We start from the raw sequence: 22,743 nt of genomic DNA, 5'->3' as shown, positions 1-22,743 counted from the left end.
CGTTGCTGTTTGAGGCGATTTTCATTTCTATAGATATTTCATGCCGATGGCATTTAAGTGATATTTCATGCCTCCGGCATTTTACCCCGATGGGGTTTTTTGGAGTGTATGGCCTTATTTTTCTCTTAACTTAATGACATTGGGCTAGGGGCTATAGTAAAGGAACTATAAACAATAGATTAGGGGCTAAAGAATAGAGACTATAGATTATAGCCAAGAGAAAGGTCTTATGTCTTATGTCTAATGTCTAATGTCTATAAACATAACAGGCTCGGATTTTCCGAGCCTGTTATGTTTATTATAATCTAGTCAGTTTGACTTCTTCCGTATTCGGTATGGTTAATGGCACTCTTTCCAAAGTCACAAAACTACTGTCGAGTCCAAATCCCTTTTCCTCGGAAAGACTGAATTTCTTCAATATCTTATAGATTTCAAGGATTATCTTTTCATTCCATTTCAAGAAATGAGTTTTCGAGAATACCTTTTCAAGAACTACAAAGTTAAAGTCTCCAGGGATATTGTGTTTTTTCAGGGTTTCGTAATTGCTCGTAATATCAATTTCACCTTTTTTAACCATATCTTCTACCACCTTACGGAAAAGAAGACTGATCTTTTGTTCTTCGCGAAATCCTAAGTGAAAATCAATACGTATTAACTTTCCTGGAATCAACTGAGTTACTTTATATTCTCTTGTGTGCGGGTTGTCCATGACATCAACGTGCACCAACCAATATACATCTGCTCTTTTTGGTTTTTTATTGATGATGGAATAGGTGATTTTCGCTTCCACCTCATTGATGTTATTGGCACTCGTTAAATAAACGAGATGTGATGAAAATAACGGTACGGTTTTATCCTCACTTAATTCAGAAAGAATAGGGAAGTAATCTCGGATATTAATGAATTTAACGAAGCTGTTTTTGATTTTTCTTGCTCCATACCAGCTGTACATCACAACAAATAGAGTCAATGCCAATAGTAAGGTTAACCAACCACCATGAGCAATTTTACTGATGTTACCCACTAAGAAAGCTAATTCGATTATAGTGTAGACAGTAGCAAAAAGACCTATCAAGAATGGATTGATTCTCTTTCTGATCATAAACACGGTCATCAGTATCGTGGTCATGATAAAAGTTAAGTTTATGGCAAGACCATATGCAGCTTCCATGTTGCTAGATTCCCTGAAGATCAAAATAATCAACATACAGCCCAAGTATAATATCAAGTTCACAGAAGGAACGTAAATCTGGCCTTTATGGTCACTAGGATATCTAATGGCAACTTTCGGCCAAATATTTAAACGTACTGCCTCCGCAATAAGGGTAAATGAACCTGAAATCATGGCCTGACTGGCAATAATTGCCGCAATAGTTGCAATGGTTACCCCCCAGATAATAAACCAATCTGGCATGATGGCGTAGAATGGATTGATTTCACCCATCTGTGTGCCTACATGTTCTAATAGCCATGCACCTTGACCAAAATAGTTGAATATCAACATCAGTTTAACAAAGATCCAACTGATTCTGATATTTGCCTTTCCACAATGTCCCATATCTGAGTAAAGCGCCTCAGCACCTGTGGTACACAGAAATATGGCACCGATAATGAACCAAGCGTTTGGATAGTTGGCTAGAAGCTCATAAGCGTAATACGGATTCAAAGCTTTCCAAATTTCGGGTGAATGGTGAAGGTAAGAGAATCCTAAAACCCCAATGGTTGAAAACCAGATAAACATTAAGGGTCCAAATACACGCCCAACGATATTGGTCCCAAACCGTTGTATGACAAAAAGCAATGAGATGATCAGAACAACTACCGGAATGGTTGGAAAACCGGGGTTCTTAATGGCTATACCTTCCACGGCCGAAGAAATGGTAATGGCAGGGGTGATCATACCGTCTGCCAACAAGGTACTTCCACCAATGATGGCGGGGATGATTAGCCATTTTGCCCTTTTCCTGACCAAGGAGTAAAGAGAAAGAATACCACCTTCACCTTTGTTGTCCGCATTAAGCGTAATGATAACGTACTTAATGGTGGTTTGAAGAGTCAGGGTCCAAAAAATACAAGATAGACCTCCATAGATCATGATTTCCTGTATTTCACCTTTGTTAAAAATTGCTTTGAAAACGTAGAGGGGAGAGGTTCCGATATCTCCGAAAATGATACCTAAACTGATTAATAAACCTGACCAGCTAAGGCGCTGAAGGTTCTGCTTATGGTCTCCTGACATATTAATTTAATGTTAGTATTCTATTATGAATTTGGGACGAAATTACAACTTTTAATGCGACAACGTATTTTCCTGTTAAAAATTGTTAAAGCATTTAAAAATCCCGCAAAAAATTTTTAAAAATAGTTACTTTTGTGATAGGATTTATGGAATTAATGTTTACATTTGATTAAACCATTACCTATTTCAAACAATCCATATAGAAACATGAAATTAGAATTAAGGAAAATATCAAAACTTGCTATCTGCACACTATGCCTTTCTGTAGGTATGGGAAGCTTTGTGCAAGCCTCTAATTCATCTGTTTCTCCTGAATCAACGGTAATTTCTAGTCCTGATTTTTCAGCTTTCGATAAGCTTGGTCCTAAAAAGGATGAAGACAATGATAAGCTGATCAATAATGTTAAGGTTTTTTACAACCCTATCTCTGAACAGATTTCCGTAACATTCAAGCTCGCAAAGGTAAACAATATTTCTATCAAAGTAATGGATGCTTTGGGAAATGAAGTTTTAGGTCTTCACAATGGCAGCTTAGACGCGGGAATGCAAAGCCTAAGCTTCGATACCCAAAATAAACTTGCAGATGGTTTCTATTTCGTAAGAGTATCCGGAGGATCAGAAACAATCGTTAAGAGAATTTCAATCAAGAACTAATTTTAAAAATCATAAAAATATTTAAGGCTCCATCTCGGAGCCTTTTTTTATGTTTAATTTCCACAGAACAACTTCAACATCCTCATACCACCCATTTTTCACCCTCATCTAGTCCAAGGTCTGCTGTTTATTCTTTTTACCCTTACCATTAATTTTCATCATTTTCTTTCCCCATTTTCACCCTTAGTCTAAAGTCTTCTGTTTATCCTTTTGACATCAGTAAATTCTTATCCTATTAATCCACCTTTTTCCCCCCACATCAAGTCTAAAGTTTTCTGTTTATCCTTTTCACTCTTACCATTCAATTTTCACCCTTCTTTCCCCATTTTCACCCACATTTAGTCTTAAGTTTGCTTTTGATCCTTTTGACCCTTATCATTCAATTTTCATCCTTTTCTTTCCCCCCCCAGTCAATTCTAATGTCTTATGTCTAATGTCTTATGTCTAATCATTTGATCCCACGTTTTCTATCTCACATCTCACATCTCACATCCCATATCAGTTATAAAAAAGAAAAGCCCCGAACTCAGTCGGGGCTTTTCTTTTTTATAACTTCTTTATTTCCTATCTGAAATCTCCACGTAAGGGCGTAGAGTTTCGCCGATATAAACTTGTCTTGGACGACCGATAGGTTCTTTGTTGTCACGCATCTCTTTCCATTGAGCGATCCATCCTGGAAGACGACCTAAAGCGAACAATACAGTGAACATATCTGAGTTGAATCCTAATGCGCGGTAAATAATACCTGAGTAGAAGTCAACGTTTGGATATAATTTACGGTCAATAAAGTATTGGTCATTCAACGCTGCTTCTTCAAGACGTTTAGCGATATCCAATACAGGGTCTTGCACACCTAATTTTTCCAATACATCATCACATGCTTTTTTGATGATTTTAGCACGTGGGTCGAAATTCTTGTAAACACGGTGACCGAATCCCATTAAACGGAAAGGGTCATTTTTATCTTTAGCTTTCGCTAAATATTTATCAGCATCACCGCCATCTTCTTTGATTGCCTCAAGCATTTCAATTACCGCTTGGTTAGCACCTCCGTGCAATGGACCCCAAAGAGCGTTGATACCAGCAGAAATAGATGCATACATGTTAGCATTTGATGAACCTACCATGCGTACTGTTGATGTTGAACAGTTTTGTTCGTGGTCAGCATGTAAGATCAATAGTTTGTGCATCGCATCGATTACCAATGGATCAAATGTCTTGTCTTGATTAACCTCTCCAAAAATCATGTTCAAGAAGTTCTCAATATAACCGAAGTTGTTTTTAGGATAAACAACAGGATGACCTAAAGATTTCTTTTGGATCCATGAAACGATCGTAGGCATCTTAGCCAATAAATTGATGATCGTTTTGTTTTCCTCTTCTTCAGTTTGATTAGGATTTAAGGACTCCGGATAGAATGAAGACAATGCGCCAACTAAGCATGATAATTGACCCATTGGGTGAGACTTAGATGGAAAGCCTGCGAAGAAATTCTTCATGTCTTCGTGGATCATCATCTGAGCTCTAATATCTGAACGGAATTTCTCTAAAATTTCTTTCGTAGGAAGTTCTCCATAAATCAATAAATAGGCTACTTCTAAAAAGGTTGATTTCTCAGCTAAATCTTCAATAGCATATCCTCTATAATGAAGGATGCCTTTTTCACCATCTAAAAAGGTAATGGCACTCTTGGTAGAACCAGTGTTTTTTGAATCCTGGATCTAAAGTAATGTATCCAGTTGAATCTCTTAATTTTGAAATATCTAGGGCTTTTTCATCTTCCGTTCCTGTGATTACAGGCATTTCATATGTAGACCCATTTAAGTTAATAGATGCAGTTTCCGACATAATCAAATTTCTTGTATTATTTGTGTTTTATACTTTTATCGTATTCTTACAAATGTATAAAATTGATTTCTATTTTCAGAGGCGTAATATGAATAATTATGACACAAAACAGTCATTTTAAGACACATTTTGTACATTATTTATCAAACTTGTTCATTCAGGTCAAATCTTTAACCAATAGCCCTAGAATATCGAAATTTTTAAGATTTCCAATACTATTCCTCTAATTATCAGTTCCTAATCCTCCTAAAAAATGTTAAAATATTTTGAAGTCTACGAAATATTCGTAATTTAGTTATAAATACGTAGACCAATGGAAAAATTAACAATACAAGAAGAGGAAGCGATGTTGTCAATCTGGCAATTGAACGGTGGTTTTATCAGAGAAATATTGGATAATTTAAAAGATAAAGAAACACCATATACAACATTGGCTTCAACAATAAGAAACCTGGAAAAGAAAGGCTATGTTAAGGCGGTGAAATATGCGAATGCTAAAAGATATGAGCCTATTGTCGTGGCCGAAGAATATAAAGCAAAATTCATGAATTCTTTCGTTGGAGACTATTTCAAAAATTCCTATAAAGAAATGGTTTCATTCTTTGTCAAAGAAGAGAAGTTAAGCCAAAAAGAACTTGAAGAAATCATGGAAATGATCAAAAACAATAAATCCTAACACAATGGAATCTCTACTAACCTATATTATCCAAGTAAACCTCTTGTTGGGGCTATTGTTTTTAGGTTACCATTACCTGTTAAAGAATCTGACATTTTACAGGTTGAATAGGATATACTTTTTACTTGGATCTTTATATGCTTTTGTATATCCATTTTTAAATTTCAAAGATTGGTTTTCAGAAAAAGTGAGCATACCTCAAGGTCTTGTCTTAGAATACATTCCTTTTGTGATTGAGTCTGATGAAAGCAAGTTTAGTATAAATGACCTTGTGGTTTACATAGCATCCTTAGGTGCGCTGTATTTCCTTTTTAAGCTGATTGTTCAGCTCTTTAGTCTTGCACGGATCCATTGGTATTCCAAACCGTCACAATGGCGTGAATTTTTGTTTAGGAATGTTATCTTCCCAATTACTCCATTTTCTTTTTTCAATAAAGTCTATATACATAAAGAACAGCATCATGAGCTGGAGCTGAATGATATTTTCAAGCATGAATATGTACACGTGAGAGGCCATCACAGTATCGATGTTCTATGGTTTGAAATAGTATTGTTAATCTGTTGGTATAATCCCTTCGTATGGCTGATGCGCAAATCCGTACGTCAAAATCTAGAATTCTTGACTGATCAACAAGTGCTGGATAAGGGTGTAGACCGACAGGCCTATCAATACTCGTTGCTGAATGTAACCAAGCAGGGTGCTCAGGTTGGCATCAGCAATCAGTTTAACTTTAAAACCTTAAAAAAGCGCATTATGATGATGAACAAGAAAAGATCATCCAAGTTGGAACTCAGTAAATACGTTTTCCTACTTCCAATCCTGATCATTACCGGAATCACATTCACAGTAAATCAAGCTGAGGCTAAGATTGAAACCGTAGTGATCAATATGGAAAACACCGACCTTAAACAACAGATCAAAGAGGTGTTTGTGCAGAAGCAAGTTGATTCGACAAAACCTCAACAAAAGAAAGATGAGATTGTTAAAGTCAAAATCCAAAATGTAAAAGCAGATTCATCGGATCTGGATTCTATAAGAACAATTAATATCAAAGAATATGCAGATTATGTAGGAACAGGTGTTAAATCAGAAAATGGACAAAGAGCCTCCAAAGCTGTAAATATGGTTAGGTTGAGTTCAATTGACAATTTAAATCAGCCACTGATAATTCTTGACGGAGAAAGAATGCCCGAAAAATTCAGACTTGATGCACTGAAACCCGAACTTATCGAGAACCTAAGTGTATTTAAAGGAAAAGATGCAGAAAAATACGGTAAGGGCTCTGAAAATGGCGTCATTTTAATTACTACCAAAGGCAATGAAAATTTAAATTTGTCTATTGATACTCTTAGGAAGGTGAATACGGTGGGAAAAATAGTCTCAGTAAATCATGTGGGGAATAAAGCTTATGATTCGGGTAAGTTAGAAGGGGATTTTCCAAATTCAAAATTTGAAGTTGACAGTCATAATCCTTCTTTAAATGGTCGGGTTGTAGGAATTGGGTTGAGATCAGACTCATTAAAACACAAAAATGTAGTAATAATAAAAAATGCTTCTGGAATGAAAAATGTAGATTATCAATTAGATGGTAAAAAGATTTCAGAAAGTGGCTTGGATAAACTTGATCCTAATACCATAGAATCAATTGTAGTGAATAAAACTGGTAAAGGTGGGGTCATTAAAATAACTAGCAAGGAGTATGCTGAGAAAAATAAAATCAAGGAAGAATTATTTGATACAGAACAGACAAATATTCCTGCAGTTAATGAAAGACGTGTTCAAAACAGAGTAAAGTCGTTCAAGGATGTCTTGGCAAATAATGATTATCGGGATTTATATATCGAAATTGATGGAAAAGAATCAAGTTTAAAAAAAGTAAATTCTATTGATCCTAATCATATTGCTTCATTTGAAGTATTTAAAGGCGATGTTGCTGTAGGAAAATATGGAAAAAAAGCAAAGACAGGGGCCTTGATTATAACAACCAAAAAGAAATAAAAACTTTTAAAAATAAATATTTAATTAAATCAAAATTAGGCTAGAAAGGCAACCGCAGGGTTGCCTTTATTTTTTATTTGGTATTAAGGTTAGTCATAGTGAGCTCAATCCCGATATTGATAAAGCTATTGACCATTTTCACCGCATGTTCTATTAATGCTGGCAATTCCCTTTGTTCCTCTTTGTCGAATGGCCCTAAAACATAATCAACTTGTCTTCCTTTAGGATAGTTGTCACCAATGCCAAATCTTAACCTGGCATAATGCTGACCTCCAACAGAACCTTCAATAGACCTTAAACCATTATGGCCTGCAGCTGATCCTTTCGGTTTTACACGCAATGACCCAAAAGGAATAGCAAGGTCATCTACAATAACTAAAACATTCTGAATGGGAACTTTCAACTCTTGCATCCAATAGTTTACAGCCTTGCCACTTAGGTTCATAAAAGTCGTCGGTTTAATCACAAATATATTGTGACCGCGTTGCTTGTATTCTGTATAATAAGCGTGTTTTAAGGTAGACCAAGTCGTCCCTGCTTGATTAGCCAACTCATCGGCAACCATAAAACCAATGTTATGCCTCGTATCGGCATATTCCTTACCAATGTTACCAAGACCTACGATTAGATAATTCATGCTTGCAAAAGTAAGATTTAAACCCCTTTTATAGAAATATTATATCTATCACGGAAAAATGTGACCAAAGGAATTTTTTAACAAGTACAAAAAAGACAAATTTGTCTTAAATAAAAATCACTATCATGAAAAAATTATTCAACATCGGATCTTTAGCATTATTAACAAGTTTATTTATGGCTTCTTGTGGAAACTCTGAACAAAGTAACTCCAGTCAAGTAGACCATAGCGCTCATACTACTGAAACTCCAGCAGAAGCTCCTGCAACAACTTCAGCGCCTTCAGAGACAACATCTACAACTTCAAATACCATTACGGTAGAAAGTAATGACCAAATGCAGTTTAATGTGAATGAATTACATGTAAAAGCAGGTGAACCAATTAGTTTGACACTGAAACATGTTGGCAAAATGGGAAAAGAGGTGATGGGCCATAACCTAATTGTATTAAAGGCAGGTGCTGACGTAGCTAAATTCTCTGAAGCAGCTCTACAAGCACAGGAAACAGAATATATCCCTCAATCGAGTGATATAGTGGCTCACACAGATTTAATTGGTGGAGGAGAAGAAAGCAAAATCGAATTTACTTTGGATAAACCAGGTACCTATGATTTTATATGCTCTTTCCCTGGGCATGCTTCACTTATGAAAGGAAAAATAATAGCCGAATAGTTGAAATAAGTTAAGCTAGTGCAGCTTTAGAGTTGCACTAGTTTTTTCAAAAGATAAAATCCTCAGCAAAAATGACAAGAGAGAAAAAATTATGGTGGTCCTTTATATTGGTAGTTATCATATCCTTCGGTGTATTATTATACTATGGATATGAGATTTATCAAGTAGCTCCGCCCATTCCAGAAAAAGTCGTAGATGAAAATGGAAATCAAATATTCAGTGGTGAGGATATTAAGGACGGACAGAATGTTTGGCAAAGCATAGGAGGCCAAGAAGTGGGCTCGATCTGGGGGCACGGTGCGTATGTCGCTCCAGACTGGACTGCTGATTATCTGCACCGTGAAGCACTCTATATTTTAAATATCTATTCAAATAATCAATATTCTAAACCTTATGATGATTTAGAAGAAGAACAACAAGCTCTTCTTTCAACTCGTCTAAAAAATAAAATCAGAAAAAACACATTTGATCCAGCTACTAACACGATCACTATTGATGCTGAACGGTTAGCTGCTTACAAAGAATTATCTAATTACTATAAAGGGTTATTTACTGATGACCCTAAGTTTGATCAATTGAGGAAAGATTATGCCATTCCAGTAAACTCCATACAGGATGAAGAAAGAATGCAGAAAATGAATGCTTTCTTCTTTTGGGCGACTTGGGCAACAGTTACCAATAGACCAGATTCAGATGTCTCTTACACCCATAATTGGCCAAATGAAAAATTAGTGGGCAACGAAATGACCATGGATTTGCTCGCTTGGTCTGGAGTCAGTATTATTTTGCTGATTTTCTGTGTAGGGGCATTAGTTCTTTATCAAGTTAAATCAGGTGAAGACGATGAATTGTTATATCCAGCTGAAGATCCTTTGTTAAGGCAAGGTGTAACACCTTCGATGCGTTTGGTGAAGAAATATTTCTGGGTAGTAAGCCTTCTAATGTTGGTTCAGGTAGGATTGGGGATAGTAACAGCGCATTATGGAGTTGAAGGCGATGGACTTTATGGAATCCCGATTGATAAATTCTTGCCTTATGCTGTGACCAGAACTTGGCATACCCAGTTAGCAATTTTTTGGATTGCGACAGCTTGGTTGGCAACCGGGTTATATATAGCACCAGCGGTATCTGGTAAGGATCCAAAATTTCAAGTCTTTGGTGTTAACTTCCTTTTCATAGCCTTATTGATTATCGTTGCTGGCTCAATGATTGGCCAATGGTTCGGAGTGATGCAAAAACTGGATATGGTAGACAACTTTTGGTTTGGCCATCAAGGTTACGAGTATGTAGATCTAGGCAGATTTTGGCAGCTGTTTTTGTTTGTTGGTCTTTTTGTATGGTTAGCATTAATGATCAGACCGCTATTGCCGGTTTTGAAAAAAGGAGGGGAGGAAAAGAACCTTATCATTATGTTTTTGATCTCCTGTTCTGCCATCGCCCTATTTTATGGTGCTGGATTAATGTGGGGAAGACAAACAAATTTGGCAATCGCTGAATACTGGAGATGGTGGGTGGTTCATTTATGGGTAGAAGGATTCTTCGAAGTATTTGCAACTGTAGTAATGGCATTCTTATTCGTAAGGCTAGGGCTGTTAAAACCAAAAAGTGCAACTTCCAGCGTTCTGTTTTCAACGATAATTTTCTTGTCAGGAGGAATTCTTGGAACTTTCCACCACTTATATTTCTCAGGAACACCAACAGCTGTAATGGCATTGGGAGCAACTTTCAGTGCATTGGAGGTTGTGCCTTTAACCATTATTGGATTCGAAGCATATCATAACTATAAAATTTCCAAAGCAACAAAATGGTTGGAAGATTATAAATGGCCGATTTACTTCTTGATTTCCGTGGCATTCTGGAATTTCTTGGGAGCTGGTGTATTTGGATTCATCATCAATCCTCCAATTGCACTGTATTATGTGCAAGGCTTGAACACAACACCTTTGCATGGTCACACTGCTTTGTTTGGAGTTATGGAATGTTGGGTATAGGATTGATGCTGTTTGTGCTCAGAAGCTTATACCGAGATGTCAAGTGGAATGACAAACTGATCAAAGTTGGATTCTGGGGCTTAAATATCGGTCTTTTGGGAATGGCATTGTTGAGCTTACTTCCTGTTGGGATTTGGCAAGCAATCGAAAGTATCGGCAAAGGAATGTGGTACGCAAGATCTGCTGAATTGATGCAGCAGCCAGGAATGGTGTTCTTAAAATGGATGCGTACTCCTGGAGATGTCGTATTCGCAATCGGTGTATTCGCAATAGCTTGGTTTGTATTTGATTTAACGCTAAAAAATAAAAAACAATAATATCATGGAAAACTTAATAAATGAAAAAATCGGAAATGTTGTAGCTCAGAATTTTAAAACCGCTGCAGTATTCACAAAATATGGATTAGATTTCTGTTGCGGTGGACAAGTGTCTATCGAAAAAGCTGCCGAGAAAAAAGGGATTGACAAAAATGCTTTATTGACAGAAGTACAGGCTGTTTTTGAATGAAGGTGCTAGTGAGCAAATTGATTTTAATTCATGGCCATCGGATTTATTGGCTTCCTATATTGTGAAGACCCATCATAGATACGTAAGGGAAAAAACGCCTATCCTATTGACCTACTTAAATAAAATCTGCAAAGTTCATGGCGAAAGACATCCTGAGCTTTATGAAATCAATAAATTGTTTGAAGAGTGCGCGCTGGAACTCGGACATCACTTGGAAAAAGAAGAAAAAGTATTATTTCCATTTATTGAAAAAATGGAAGAATCAAAAAGTGGGAATGGACAATATTTGCAGCCAGGATTTGGGTCTGTTCAAAACCCAATCAGTATGATGATCCATGAGCATGAAGCAGAGGGAAACCGTTTTGAAAAAATCGCAGAATTAACAAATAACTATACTGCACCCGAAGATTCTTGCAGCAACCTATAGAGTAGCATTCGATATGCTCAAAGAATTTGAACAAGACCTTCATAAACATATACATTTAGAGAACAATATTTTATTCCCAAAATCAATAAAATTAGAAAAGACCCTTATTTAAAATCTCCATATTTTGACTCAATTATTTTGCGCCAGCAAAAACCGTTAAACAACGAATGAAAATTAATTTAAGTAAGAAGAAGAGGATGTTGATTTCATCCTCTTCTTTTTTTGAAAAAGTGGATTTTCAGTTAAAATAACAAAGATTTTATTGTCACAAAAATGTAATGAAGACTACTTTTTTCAATGGGTAATCTCATATTTTATGAACGTTTTTAGAGGTATTTTTAAATAAGGAAAAAAGGTAAAACGAGTACATATTAACAAAAACAATATGAAAGGAAACATCAAAATTTTGAGCATGTTATTGGGGGGTTACATTGGCATTCTCAAGCTGTAATAATTCAACAGAAAGCAAGGCGACTGATACCAGTAAAATTCCTGTAAAAGGGGAGTCAGTTGCTGAATTGACATCACCACCACATGTTCCGAAACCCGTCGGAAAAAGGGAGGCCACCAAGTTGAAAGTGAGCTTGGAAATTCTTGAACTTGAAGGAGAAATGGTTGATGGGGTTAAATATACCTATTGGACTTTCGGAGGTTCCGTGCCTGGTCAGTTTATTAGAACGAGAGTAGGAGATGAAGTGGAATTTCTACTAAAGAACCACCCAGACAATAAGTTGCCGCATAATATTGACTTACATGCTGTAACTGGTCCAGGTGGAGGTGCTGAATCGTCATTGGTAGCTCCAGGACATGAAGTTTCGTTTTCATTCAAATGTCTAAACCCTGGACTCTATGTTTACCATTGTGCAACTGCTCCAGTAGGTATGCACGTAGCGAATGGTATGTACGGATTGATTCTGGTAGAACCTGAAGGAGGATTACCTCCAGTTGACAGAGAATACTATGTTATGCAAGGTGATTTCTATACCGAAGGTGGATATGGAGAGCAAGGTCTTCAAGCATTTGATATGAACAAAGCCATCAAAGAAGAAGCGGACTATGTAGTTTTCAATGGTAATGTTAATGCATTGGTTAATGAAAACGCTCTTCAGGCTAAAGTTGGAGAAACGATACGCTTGTTCGTTGGAAACGGTGGCCCAAACTTAGTGTCATCATTCCATGTAATCGGTGAAATTTTTGACAAAGTTCATGTCGAAGGTGGAGATCTCATCAATAAAAATATACAGACAACATTAATTCCTGCTGGTGGATCTGCTATCGTGGAATTCAAAGTTGATGTACCAGGAACTTTGGTTCTTGTCGACCACTCCATTTTTAGGGCATTTAATAAAGGTGCATTGGGTATGATGAAAGTAGAAGGTGAAGAAAATCACCAAATCTATTCAGGAAAAATCATGGAAGGAATCTATTTGCCTGAGGGCGGTACTATTCAACAAATGCCGAAAAAGAAAAAAGAAGAAGTGGTGGTCAACAAAACGCCTGAACAGTCTATCAATGATGGTAAGGCGATATTTGCCAGAACATGTTTAGCATGTCACCAAAGTGAAGGTCAAGGGATAAAAGCTGTATTCCCTCCATTGGCAAAATCTGATTATCTGAACAACAATAAAGATAAATCTATTGATGCTGTCTTGTTTGGATTAAAAGGTGAGATCACCGTAAATGGAGAAAAATACAACTCTGTGATGCCTAGTCAAACATTAAGTGACCAAGAAGTAGCAGACGTTCTGAATTATGTTTACAATAACTGGGGCAATAACAAAACTGTCCTTACTCCTGCGGATATCAAAAAACGCCGCGCTAAATAACAAGAATTTTTGGAAGCACGTATTCTCGTGCTTCCAATCAATTAATTGATCAAATATGTTGAAGGCATTGACATATATTTTAATACCATTGGCGTCGTTGCTATTTATACCAATAGCTATAAGGCAGGAAATGGTTCTGGTAAAAAAGGGAAGTTATGTTCCATTGTATGGTACCGCTGATAAAAAGCCGGTGGAAGTACAATCTTTTTATCTGGATGTCTTTCCTGTTACCAATCAGAATTATCTGGAATTCCTCAAACAGAATAATGCATTTTCGAAATCCCAGGTAAAAAGGATTTTCGCGGACAAAAGTTATTTGAATTATTGGAAGTCCGACTTTGATTACGGTGATGCCAAGCCGAATTCGCCTGTAACTAATGTCTCTTGGTATGCAGCAAAGAAATATTGTGAAAGCAAAGGAAAGAGGTTGGCAACAATGGATGAATGGGAATACGCAGCCATGTCTGATGCAAAAACTTTTGATGCCAGAACAAAGAAATCATATAATCAGTACATCTTAAACTGGTATGAAACACCTAGAACTTATAATAATGAAGTCGGGAGTACTTTTAAAAATTTCTGGGGAGTCTATGATATGCATGGTTTAGTTTGGGAATGGACCTCCGATTTCAACAGCATATTCTTGTCAGGAGAATCAAGAAAAGATAAAGGTGATGATGGAAACCTGTTTTGTGGAGGAGCTTCCGTAAATGCCAGTGATTTGATGAACTATGCTGCATTTATGAGGTATGCCTTCCGTGGAAGCATGAAAGCGGCATATACAGGAAGAAATTTAGGCTTTCGATGTGCCAGAGACATTAAATAAAACAACATGAAAATAATAAAATACATAGGCCTTTTTATGGTTGCCGGAGGATTGTTCTTCAGCTGCCAAAATACAAAAAGTGAACATGAAAACAATCTGAAACAACCAACAGTGACAGAGGACTTATCTGATCTTTCAGTTTATAACCTGCCCGCAAATTGGACAAACCAGAATGGGCAACAGATGGAGTTGAAAGATTTAAAAGGAAATGTTGTCGTAGTGGCTATGATCTATACTTCCTGTCAAGCAGCATGTCCTAGATTGGTGGCAGATATGAGACATATAGAAAAGACCATAAAAACTAAAAACAAAGATAAGGTCAAGTTTTTATTGGTAAGTATCGATCCTGAAACGGATACACCCGAGAAATTAAAGCAATTTTCTATCGATAATGAGATGGATGGTGATCAGTGGTTATTCCTGCGGTCCGATAATGAAGCAACTAGAGAATTTGCCGCAACGCTGGCAGTGAACTATAAAAAGATTTCTCCAATTGATTTTTCACATTCAAATATTATAAGTTTATTCAATGAGGAAGGTGAATTGGTTTATCAGCAAGAAGGTTTGGGAGTAGATTATACACCTACGATTAAAGCTATTGAGGTGGAAGCAAACAAGATTTAAGAACACATTAAACCTTATATATTTAGTTGAACAAAAGAAGGCATCGATTATTCGATGCCTTCAATGTTTTTATACTAGATGTTAGTATTACTTATTTTTTACCACCTTTAGCAGCTTTAGCAGCTTCTTGCTCAGCTTGACGAAGAGCACGTGACATAGTAACTGAAACGATTGTATCGTCAGAGTTATTCAATACTTTAGCATCTTTTAATTCTACTTGGCCAACACGGTAAGATTTACCTACTTCTAAGCCTTCCATAGGAACCTCGATATCTTGAGGTAAGTTGTTAGGAAGTGCTTTAACGCGAAGGTTACGTAATTTTTGAACTAATTTACCCCCCATTTTAACACCTGGAGAAGTACCTACTAATTTGATTGGAATGTTTACAGAAACTTCCTTGTCATCAAATAATTGTAAGAAGTCTACGTGTGTAACCTCGTCAGTTAATGGATGGAATTGAGCTTCTTGAACGATAGCTTTAGATTTTTTGCCATCGATATCCAATTCTACGAAGATTACTTCTGGAGTGTAAAGAACTGGTTTCAAATCAGCTGCGGATACAGAGAAATGTGTTTGTTCTTTACCACCGTAAAGAACTGCTGGTACTTTAGCTTCGTAACGCAATTCCTTTGCATCTCTTTTCCCTACGTTCTCTCTTGGAGAACCGCTAATAGCAATTGATTTCATATTAATGTTATTAAATTTGAGGTGCAAAGATAATCAATTACTTGAATTGTTAAAAGGAAATTTTTACCGTTAACGGAAAATAAATGCTTCATAGTCAGTTGAAATAATAAAAAGCATAAAAAAAGGATACCCTTATAAGGTATCCTCTTGTATTTTGATGGTTCATCGATTTATTTAACGTCGAATAAATCAGAAATTGAACCGTGTTCATTAACATTCTTAATGGCGTTCGCAAATAAACTCGCAGTAGAAAGAACCTTGATCTTAGTGCACTGTGCAGCTTTCTCAGGGTTCAATTGAATCGTGTCAGTAACAATCATTTCACTTAACACAGAATTTTCGATAGTTTCGTATGCCTTCCCTGATAATACAGCGTGAGTACAAACAGCACGTACCGATTTTGCACCATTTTCCATGATCAATGCGGCAGCTTTAGAAAGTGTACCTGCAGTATCACAGATGTCATCGATCAATACGACATCCTGACCTGTTACATCACCAATAATAGACATAGATTCAATCTCATTCGCACGTTTTCTGCGTTTATCACAAATAACAACTTCAGCATTGAAGAATTTTGCAAATGTACGTGCGCGGTAAGAACCACCCATATCAGGAGATGCAATCATTAAGTTCTCTAGATTCAATGATTTGATGTAAGGAACGAAAATGATAGCGCCGTCCAAATGGTCAACAGGGATGTCAAAGAAACCTTGGATCTGTGCAGCGTGTAAGTCCATCGTCATAATGCGGTGTGCTCCGGCAGCCATGATCAAATTAGCAATCATTTTTGCACCGATCGCAACACGTGGTTTGTCCTTACGGTCTTGACGGGCATACCCAAAATAGGGAACAACAACAGTAATGTAGTGAGCTGAAGCACGCTTAGCCGCATCTATCATTAATAACAATTCCAAAAGATTGTCGGTCGGTTGATTGGTAGATTGGATAAGGAAAACATCACTACCACGTACTGATTCGTTGTAGAATGGTTGAATTTCGCCGTCCGAAAACTTCGACAAAGTCATGTCTCCTAGGGGTTTTCCGTATGATTTTGAAATCTTGTCTGCTAATTCTAAGGTTCCTGAACCAGCAAATAATTTTACGGTATTAAATTGCAAAGGCATGGTGAAATGATTTATTGGGGTTTTTTATATTGAATTTTCGTTTTCTGCACCAATGTTATTCTACTTAAAAGCTTGTTAACTTTATATAGCCGCAAAGTTAGATAAATGTTTTAGAATATAAAATTAGATTAAAAGACCCTCAGGTATATTGTTCAAGAAATAGATCGAATCATACTTTTTGGGACTATATAATTTTAATTTATTGTCGAAGGTTCAAATCATTTTATTCTCAATGAGTAATACCAATAGCTCATTGCTGTTTTTGACCTTGAATTTCTGTAACAAATTCTTGCGGTAAGTGTCAACCGTGAATTTGCTGAGGAATAATTCTTCTGCAATGGTTGTTGTAGTTTTTCCCTGAGCCATGAGTTGGATAAGCTGGCTCTCACGCTTTGTCAAGGAAGGTAGCTTTGACGCTATTTCAGTTTTCTCAGCTAGGATCTTTTGTATGCCTTCATTCAATGCAATGCCGCCCTTCAGAACCAATTCAATGCTCTTCAAAATCTCACTGGAAGGGATTTCCTTTAATAGAAAACCAGAAGCACCATTATCCATCATGTCAGAAATAATACTCATTTCTGCACGATTGCTCAATCCTATAACCTTTATCTTTGGGTTCTCAGATTTGATAATCTTACATACATCCAAACCGTTGATGTCAGGAAGAGAGATGTCCAAAAGCACAATATCCACATAATTCTCCTTTATATAAGACAATACCGAATTGCCGTCTGCAAAACAAGTCAGGTCATATTGGTTGTTCCAAGCCGTAATAATTGATTTTAATCCTTCAATAACGATAGGATGGTCATCTACTAAAGCTAGTTTTTTCTTGTGATCAGACATATATTACTATTTATACAATCCAATGACTTATGTACTAAAGAATCTATTCCAAATGGATCCAAGTGTATGCACAAATTGTATTATTATACCTGTTTTTTATTTCTGCCTATATGTCAAATCTTTTGCCAATATATTGGATAGGTTTGAAAAATACCTATTTATAGGATAATTTAATTTATGAACTTTCATATTAGGATAAGCATTTTTTTCGATTATAATTTATATAAGTGATTGAATTTCAATGTTTTTATTTAAGGTTATCAAATATTATTTAAATAATCTACTAAAATAGTAGACATTATTGTTGTTTTGCATTATCTTTGATAATTGTTCACAACCTAAACTTAAAAATTATCTAAAAAATCCATGAAAAGAAAATTACCTGGAACTGCCAAGCAATCTTACATTTCTCAAAATTTAGTTATTCTATTTTGCTTATGTTATAGAATGCGAATGAGTTAGTATTATAAAAAAAGGGAAGCATCTGCTTCCCAGAGTCTAACAAAGCATACAAGTATACAATTGGCGTTGGCACTTGCATGCATTTCTAATATTAAACTGATTAAATATATGAAAAATAATAGAGTATGGTTGTACTCTCATCTAATATTCTTATGCCTTTTGTTTTCTATTAACTTATTAGGGCAAGAATCAAATCCAATAATTAATGCTTCATTAAAAGGTAAGGTTATTGATTTAAAAACCTCGTTGCCTATTGAAGGCGCAACGGTTCAACTCAAAGCCGTAACCCATGCGGTGAAAACAGACCGAGAAGGTAATTTTCAATTCGTCACCGGTCAAAAATTACCTTTCCATATTACGGTATCCTATGTTGGATATAAACCTTCAGAATTGTTGGTGACAACTTCACCAGTCACGATTTCTTTGGAAGAAATTACTTCTGATCTTGAAGAAGTTGTTGTAGTAGGATATGGTAAGCAAAAACGAGCTAACCTTACAGGATCTGTAGCAAGTTTAGATGGTAAAACTCTAAAGAATAGGCCAATTACAAGCTCTTCACAAGCCCTTCAAAATCTTCCAGGAGTTTATGTCAATCAAACAAAAGGGCGTCCAGGAGCAGATGGTGCAAATATTAGAATTCGAGGTTTAGGAACTTTAAATGATAATAACCCCTTAATTCTTGTAGATGGTGTGGAATACGATATAAATAAAATTAATCCAAATGATATAGAAACGATCTCAGTTTTGAAGGATGCAGCTTCAGCATCAATTTACGGTAATAGGGCAGCGAATGGAGTGGTTCTAATTACCACCAAGCGAGGAATTAAAGGAAGTTCATCAGTCGATTATTCAGGCTATTTCGGCTCTCAGGCCGCAACAAAGTTTCCAAATGTGGTAACAAATACGGTTGAATACATGCTGGGCCGAAATAAAGCTTTAGAAAATGAAGGGAAAAGTGCGGAATATTCGGACGATTTAATAAATGAATTCAGAAATAATCATGATGAATATATCTATGCTAATACTGATTGGATGGATATCATGTTCAAAAATGCACCGATTCAAGAACATAATTTGCGGTTCGCTGGAGGAAGTGAAAAAACTACATATTCTATTTCAATGGGATATCTGAATCAACAAGGGGTTCTTATAGAAACTTTCGGAAGCCGATATTCATTGAATTCAAATATACAGAGTGAAATCACCAAAAATATAAAAGTAGAAGCTTCATTAATTGGAACATTTGGTGCAAATCAGGAGAGTGCATACACTGCTGATGAAGGTAATGGAGAAGGAGGTATTTTGGGACTTACCTATAGAGCATTGCCATTTCAAGTACCATATGCACAAGATGGAAATTATGCCGACCAATGGATTAGAGTGCCAGGACATAATTTCTTTAGAAATACCGTAGCTCTTTCTAAAGAAGGGTTCAGAAAATACAATAATTTTAATCCTCTTGCCAATGTATCCTTAGGAATAAAATTGCCGTTGGACCTATCCTATAAAACCACAGTAGCTGCAAACTTGATATATGGATTGGAAAAATATTCCTATCCCTCAATAAATCTCACAAACCCAAAAAACGGAATTGTTACACCTATTGGAAATACTCCGGTTAGAGGAGTGAGGCAAATCAGTCAAAATCGAATTAATCTTACCAATTTCCATACTTTGAATTGGGTAAAATCAATCAATAACCATCAGTTTGATGTATTGGCAGGTTTTAGTTGGGAGAAATTTAATAATGGGAATTTCTCAGCATACAATCAAGGGTACCTTAGCAATGAGCTTACAGAATTAAATGCAGGGAGTACTTCGCCACAAGTCGCTGGTTCTTCAAATGAGACTAAACTGCTTTCCTATTTCGGGCGAATAAACTACAATTACAACCAAGTCTATTTATTAGAAGCTAATTTTCGACATGACGGGTCCTCTCGTTTTGCCGAAGGTAAGAGATGGGGATTCTTTCCCTCTATATCAGCAGGATGGAGAATCAGTCAGGAAGAATTTTTCAAACCTATTAAGTGGATCTCCCATTTGAAATTAAGAGCATCTTATGGTGAATTGGGAAATCAAGCCATACCTGACTATACATATATTAATGCTTTTGCTTTAGGTGAAAATTATACATTTAACGGAAATCTGGTTGCAGGGGCAGCAGTAAAACAATTGGCTGACCCCTTAATAACCTGGGAAACTACTCAAATTTCGGATGTAGGAATAGAAACAGGATTTTTTAATAATAATCTAACAATAGAAATTGATTGGTTTAATAAAACAACAACTAATATTTTAAGGCAAATCACGATCCCTAGCCAAGTTGGAAATTTAAATGGACCTTATCAAAATATTGGAACAGTTAATAATAGTGGGGTCGAGTCAATATTGGGATATAAAGGCCAATTCAATAATCTAAATTTTAGTATCCAAGCAACAGGTTCATGGATTAAGAATGAAGTGAAAAATCTAAAAGGACAGGTTTATTATGGTAGTAATACAATTATTCAAAAAGGGGAATCCATCAATTCTTTTTATGGATTGCAAGCTTTGGGTATTTTTCAGAACGAGGAAGAAATTAAACAACATGCTTTTCAATCTAATGGAACTAAGCCAGGAGACCTTAAATATGCAGATTTAGACGGAAATGGTATTGTGGACAACAACGATAGGACAATTATTGGGAATAGTGTCCCAAAAATCACTTATGGCTTTAATTTAGGGTTGAGTTTTAAAGGATTTGATTTCTCTGCAATATTTCAAGGGGTCGGAAAAGTAAACACCTTTTTGAGTGGAAACCTAGCTTTCCCTTATAAGAACGGTGCTGGTGTCACAAGAGAATGGTTGACTGATTCCTGGTCACCAGAAAATCCTAATGCTTCCCTGCCAAGATTGACAACCTCAAATGGGTATCCTCCAAATTTTATTACGTCAAGTTTTTGGATTCGTAATGCAGCTTATCTACGTTTGAAAAATGTGCAATTGAGCTATAAAATACCTCATGAATTATTGTCACCTTTTCATATTAAAGGGTTAAACATATTTGTCAATGCCCAAAACTTGCTGACATTTACCGATTTTAAGTTCTCCGATCCAGAGAGAAATTTAACACGCGCAGATTTAATTGAATATCCAAATGTTAAAACAATTACAGCTGGGATTAACCTAAACCTTTAATAAAATGAAAAGAATTATTATATATATTACCGGGTTATCGCTGTTTACAGCATGCGATTCTTATTTAGATACTGTTCCAACAGATAGGTTCACACAAGAAACCTATTGGAATAGCAAAGAAAAAATTGAAGCAGCTCTAATTGGCTCCTATTCTGTTCTCAATAATGCTAATTCCTTTTTTGCAGCACCCAACATGGTTTATTTAGATGCTTTAACTCCAAATACTTATCAGTATAACGGAGATTGGAACTTAATTTCTAGAGGACTCCATGACGCAAATACTGGAAAATTTAATTCAACTTGGAACCAATGCTATGAAGGAATAGGGAGGGTAAATAATATCTTGGCTAACATAGACAAAGTTGAACTTCAATCAAAAGATAAGGAACGATATATTGCTGAAGCAAAATTTTTAAGAGCCTTGTTTTATTTTCCACTTTGGAATTTATATGGAGGTGCTCCATTGATTACTGAAGCCCCAGATCTGGAATCTCAACGTGATTTAGGTCGTAGCTCTGAAGAAGATTTATTGAAACAAATCCTGTCAGATTTGAATGATGCTAGTAAGGAAGGGGTATTGGCAAAATCATATTCTGGATTAGAAAAAGGAAGAGCAACGATAGGTGCAGTATTATCCTTCAAAGCTAGAGTATTGCTGTATGCTGGTCAGTGGAATGAAGCCGCCATCACTGCAAAAAAGGTAATCGAATTGAACGAATATGAATTGTTCCCAGATTATAGAGGATTATTTCTGTTGGAAAACGAAGGAAATAAAGAAGTAATTTTCGATATACAATATGCATATCCTGAATTTGCCCATTCATTGGATGTATCTCTTGATCAACAGTTGGGATCCTCTCCTTTGCCAGAATTAATTGATGCTTACTATGCGATCGATGGAAAACCAATCTCTAAGTCGTCCCTTTATGATAAAACATCACCTTATAAAAATAGAGATTCAAGACTTCATGCAACTGTAGTTTTGCCAGGATCTATCTTCAAAGGGTCGGTTGTCGCTACCAATCAATACCCGAGTACTGGGGCTGGGCTGAAAAAATACACAATCTATAAAGATTTGGAAAAACCATTAGCAGTTCAGACAAGTGGTACATCCGAATTAAACTATATAGTGTTGCGGTATGCAGATGTGCTTTTGACCTATGCCGAAGCTCAAAATGAAATTGCTGGTCCATCAGATGATATCTTCAATGCTCTAGATAAAATTAGAGATAGAGTGGGTATGGCAAGAATCAATAGAGATCTGAACAAAGATGAGCTAAGGAAAGAAATACGTCATGAAAGAAGGGTAGAATTTGCAGGTGAAGGCTTATATTATTTCGACATCCGAAGGTGGAAAATAGCGAGCCAAGTTCTGAACACTGAAATATATCATTTAAATGGTAACAGGATTGACTCCAGGGCTTTTAGAGAAAATCGAGATTATCTTTGGCCTATCCCTTCCTTAGCAATTCAAAACAATGACCAATTAATACAAAATCCAAATTATGGAAATTAATA

At 36.2% G+C, this 22,743-nt stretch carries 18 protein-coding genes and 1 pseudogene; 13 read left to right on the top strand and 6 right to left on the bottom strand.

Annotation, left to right across the window (positions count from 1 at the left end; genetic code table 11):
* Positions 1-298: 298 nt before the first annotated feature.
* A complete protein-coding gene (locus FGL31_RS18285) occupies positions 299-2,239 on the bottom strand; it encodes a KUP/HAK/KT family potassium transporter (protein WP_138093594.1) in 1,941 nt (646 codons plus the stop codon).
* Positions 2,240-2,446: 207 nt separating this feature from the next.
* On the opposite strand from FGL31_RS18285, the gene FGL31_RS18280 reads away from it, so the two are divergent.
* Positions 2,447-2,893 carry a T9SS type A sorting domain-containing protein gene (locus FGL31_RS18280; RefSeq protein ID WP_138093591.1) on the top strand — a complete coding sequence of 149 codons (447 nt, stop codon included), beginning with the start codon at positions 2,447-2,449 and terminating at the stop codon, positions 2,891-2,893.
* A gap of 557 nt (positions 2,894-3,450) precedes the next feature.
* On the opposite strand, the pseudogene FGL31_RS18275 reads toward FGL31_RS18280, so the two are convergent.
* A pseudogene (locus tag FGL31_RS18275) lies at positions 3,451-4,741 on the bottom strand (citrate synthase).
* Positions 4,742-5,054: 313 nt separating this feature from the next.
* Between FGL31_RS18275 and FGL31_RS18270 the strand changes: the two are divergent.
* Together FGL31_RS18270 and FGL31_RS18265 are read left to right on the top strand one after the other, a co-directional pair.
* Positions 5,055-5,417 (top strand): BlaI/MecI/CopY family transcriptional regulator, encoded by a 363-nt coding sequence (locus FGL31_RS18270; RefSeq protein ID WP_138093588.1) that lies wholly within the window; start codon positions 5,055-5,057, stop codon positions 5,415-5,417.
* Between the two features lie 4 nt (positions 5,418-5,421).
* On the top strand, positions 5,422-7,416 hold the full coding sequence (locus tag FGL31_RS18265) for a M56 family metallopeptidase (RefSeq protein WP_138093585.1): 1,995 nt from the start codon (positions 5,422-5,424) through the stop codon (positions 7,414-7,416).
* 73 nt (positions 7,417-7,489) lie between these two features.
* Here FGL31_RS18265 and pth read toward each other — a convergent pair whose 3' ends face one another.
* Positions 7,490-8,053, bottom strand: coding sequence for an aminoacyl-tRNA hydrolase (pth, locus tag FGL31_RS18260; RefSeq protein ID WP_099370041.1), 564 nt, complete (start codon positions 8,051-8,053; stop codon positions 7,490-7,492).
* A gap of 125 nt (positions 8,054-8,178) precedes the next feature.
* Here pth and azu point away from each other — a divergent pair, with 125 nt between their 5' ends.
* The 8 genes from azu to FGL31_RS18230 all read left to right on the top strand — a co-directional run bounded on the left by azu (position 8,179) and on the right by FGL31_RS18230 (position 14,925).
* Positions 8,179-8,724, top strand: a complete 546-nt coding sequence (gene azu, locus FGL31_RS18255; protein ID WP_099370042.1) for an azurin — start codon at positions 8,179-8,181, stop codon at positions 8,722-8,724.
* Between the two features lie 71 nt (positions 8,725-8,795).
* Positions 8,796-10,715, top strand: coding sequence for a nitric-oxide reductase large subunit (locus FGL31_RS18250; protein WP_232046946.1), 1,920 nt, complete (start codon positions 8,796-8,798; stop codon positions 10,713-10,715).
* A complete protein-coding gene (locus FGL31_RS26590; protein WP_232046945.1) occupies positions 10,703-11,032 on the top strand; it encodes a hypothetical protein in 330 nt (109 codons plus the stop codon). Before FGL31_RS18250 ends, FGL31_RS26590 begins: the two co-directional genes overlap by 13 nt.
* Before the next feature lie 4 nt (positions 11,033-11,036).
* Positions 11,037-11,222, top strand: coding sequence for a DUF542 domain-containing protein (locus tag FGL31_RS23840; RefSeq protein ID WP_197734312.1), 186 nt, complete (start codon positions 11,037-11,039; stop codon positions 11,220-11,222).
* Positions 11,215-11,649 carry a hemerythrin domain-containing protein gene (locus tag FGL31_RS23835; protein WP_197734311.1) on the top strand — a complete coding sequence of 145 codons (435 nt, stop codon included), beginning with the start codon at positions 11,215-11,217 and terminating at the stop codon, positions 11,647-11,649. Before FGL31_RS23840 ends, FGL31_RS23835 begins: the two co-directional genes overlap by 8 nt.
* Positions 11,650-12,080: 431 nt before the next feature.
* The gene (nirK, locus tag FGL31_RS18240) at positions 12,081-13,475 is read left to right on the top strand and encodes a copper-containing nitrite reductase (RefSeq protein WP_138093582.1); all 1,395 of its coding nucleotides are present in this window, start codon (positions 12,081-12,083) and stop codon (positions 13,473-13,475) included.
* Positions 13,476-13,530: 55 nt separating this feature from the next.
* Positions 13,531-14,301 carry a formylglycine-generating enzyme family protein gene (locus FGL31_RS18235; protein WP_232046944.1) on the top strand — a complete coding sequence of 257 codons (771 nt, stop codon included), beginning with the start codon at positions 13,531-13,533 and terminating at the stop codon, positions 14,299-14,301.
* Positions 14,302-14,307: 6 nt separating this feature from the next.
* Positions 14,308-14,925, top strand: a complete 618-nt coding sequence (locus tag FGL31_RS18230) for an SCO family protein (RefSeq protein WP_138093576.1) — start codon at positions 14,308-14,310, stop codon at positions 14,923-14,925.
* A gap of 91 nt (positions 14,926-15,016) precedes the next feature.
* Here the strand turns inward: FGL31_RS18230 and FGL31_RS18225 are convergent, their stop codons facing one another.
* The 3 genes from FGL31_RS18225 to FGL31_RS18215 all read right to left on the bottom strand — a co-directional run bounded on the left by FGL31_RS18225 (position 15,017) and on the right by FGL31_RS18215 (position 17,586).
* Positions 15,017-15,613, bottom strand: coding sequence for a 50S ribosomal protein L25/general stress protein Ctc (locus FGL31_RS18225; protein ID WP_099370048.1), 597 nt, complete (start codon positions 15,611-15,613; stop codon positions 15,017-15,019).
* A 170-nt stretch (positions 15,614-15,783) separates the two neighbouring features.
* Positions 15,784-16,740, bottom strand: a complete 957-nt coding sequence (locus FGL31_RS18220) for a ribose-phosphate pyrophosphokinase (protein ID WP_099370049.1) — start codon at positions 16,738-16,740, stop codon at positions 15,784-15,786.
* Positions 16,741-16,953: 213 nt separating this feature from the next.
* The gene (locus FGL31_RS18215; RefSeq protein ID WP_138093573.1) at positions 16,954-17,586 is read right to left on the bottom strand and encodes a response regulator; all 633 of its coding nucleotides are present in this window, start codon (positions 17,584-17,586) and stop codon (positions 16,954-16,956) included.
* 570 nt (positions 17,587-18,156) lie between these two features.
* On the opposite strand from FGL31_RS18215, the gene FGL31_RS18210 reads away from it, so the two are divergent.
* Positions 18,157-21,225 (top strand): SusC/RagA family TonB-linked outer membrane protein, encoded by a 3,069-nt coding sequence (locus tag FGL31_RS18210; RefSeq protein WP_138093570.1) that lies wholly within the window; start codon positions 18,157-18,159, stop codon positions 21,223-21,225.
* Positions 21,226-21,229: 4 nt separating this feature from the next.
* A complete protein-coding gene (locus tag FGL31_RS18205) occupies positions 21,230-22,741 on the top strand; it encodes a RagB/SusD family nutrient uptake outer membrane protein (RefSeq protein WP_138093567.1) in 1,512 nt (503 codons plus the stop codon).
* Positions 22,742-22,743 lie beyond the last annotated feature (2 nt).

This window comes from Sphingobacterium daejeonense, from assembly GCF_901472535.1.
GTDB classification, from domain to species: Bacteria; Bacteroidota; Bacteroidia; order Sphingobacteriales; family Sphingobacteriaceae; genus Sphingobacterium; species Sphingobacterium daejeonense.
This window is presented reverse-complemented; position numbering and strand designations above follow the sequence as displayed.

What these genes read in the sequence shown, in the direction of transcription:
- FGL31_RS18215 (WP_138093573.1), bottom strand. Translation starts at nt 17,586, where the DNA reads ATGTCTGATCACAAGAAAAAACTAGCTTTAGTAGATGACCATCCTATC.
- FGL31_RS23840 (WP_197734312.1), top strand. Translation starts at nt 11,037, where the DNA reads ATGGAAAACTTAATAAATGAAAAAATCGGAAATGTTGTAGCTCAGAAT.
- FGL31_RS18235 (WP_232046944.1), top strand. Translation starts at nt 13,531, where the DNA reads ATGTTGAAGGCATTGACATATATTTTAATACCATTGGCGTCGTTGCTA.
- pth (WP_099370041.1), bottom strand. Translation starts at nt 8,053, where the DNA reads ATGAATTATCTAATCGTAGGTCTTGGTAACATTGGTAAGGAATATGCC.
- FGL31_RS18250 (WP_232046946.1), top strand. Translation starts at nt 8,796, where the DNA reads ATGACAAGAGAGAAAAAATTATGGTGGTCCTTTATATTGGTAGTTATC.
- FGL31_RS18225 (WP_099370048.1), bottom strand. Translation starts at nt 15,613, where the DNA reads ATGAAATCAATTGCTATTAGCGGTTCTCCAAGAGAGAACGTAGGGAAA.
- FGL31_RS26590 (WP_232046945.1), top strand. Translation starts at nt 10,703, where the DNA reads ATGTTGGGTATAGGATTGATGCTGTTTGTGCTCAGAAGCTTATACCGA.
- FGL31_RS18210 (WP_138093570.1), top strand. Translation starts at nt 18,157, where the DNA reads ATGAAAAATAATAGAGTATGGTTGTACTCTCATCTAATATTCTTATGC.
- FGL31_RS18285 (WP_138093594.1), bottom strand. Translation starts at nt 2,239, where the DNA reads ATGTCAGGAGACCATAAGCAGAACCTTCAGCGCCTTAGCTGGTCAGGT.
- FGL31_RS18230 (WP_138093576.1), top strand. Translation starts at nt 14,308, where the DNA reads ATGAAAATAATAAAATACATAGGCCTTTTTATGGTTGCCGGAGGATTG.
- FGL31_RS18280 (WP_138093591.1), top strand. Translation starts at nt 2,447, where the DNA reads ATGAAATTAGAATTAAGGAAAATATCAAAACTTGCTATCTGCACACTA.
- FGL31_RS18270 (WP_138093588.1), top strand. Translation starts at nt 5,055, where the DNA reads ATGGAAAAATTAACAATACAAGAAGAGGAAGCGATGTTGTCAATCTGG.
- FGL31_RS18220 (WP_099370049.1), bottom strand. Translation starts at nt 16,740, where the DNA reads ATGCCTTTGCAATTTAATACCGTAAAATTATTTGCTGGTTCAGGAACC.
- FGL31_RS18265 (WP_138093585.1), top strand. Translation starts at nt 5,422, where the DNA reads ATGGAATCTCTACTAACCTATATTATCCAAGTAAACCTCTTGTTGGGG.
- azu (WP_099370042.1), top strand. Translation starts at nt 8,179, where the DNA reads ATGAAAAAATTATTCAACATCGGATCTTTAGCATTATTAACAAGTTTA.
- FGL31_RS18205 (WP_138093567.1), top strand. Translation starts at nt 21,230, where the DNA reads ATGAAAAGAATTATTATATATATTACCGGGTTATCGCTGTTTACAGCA.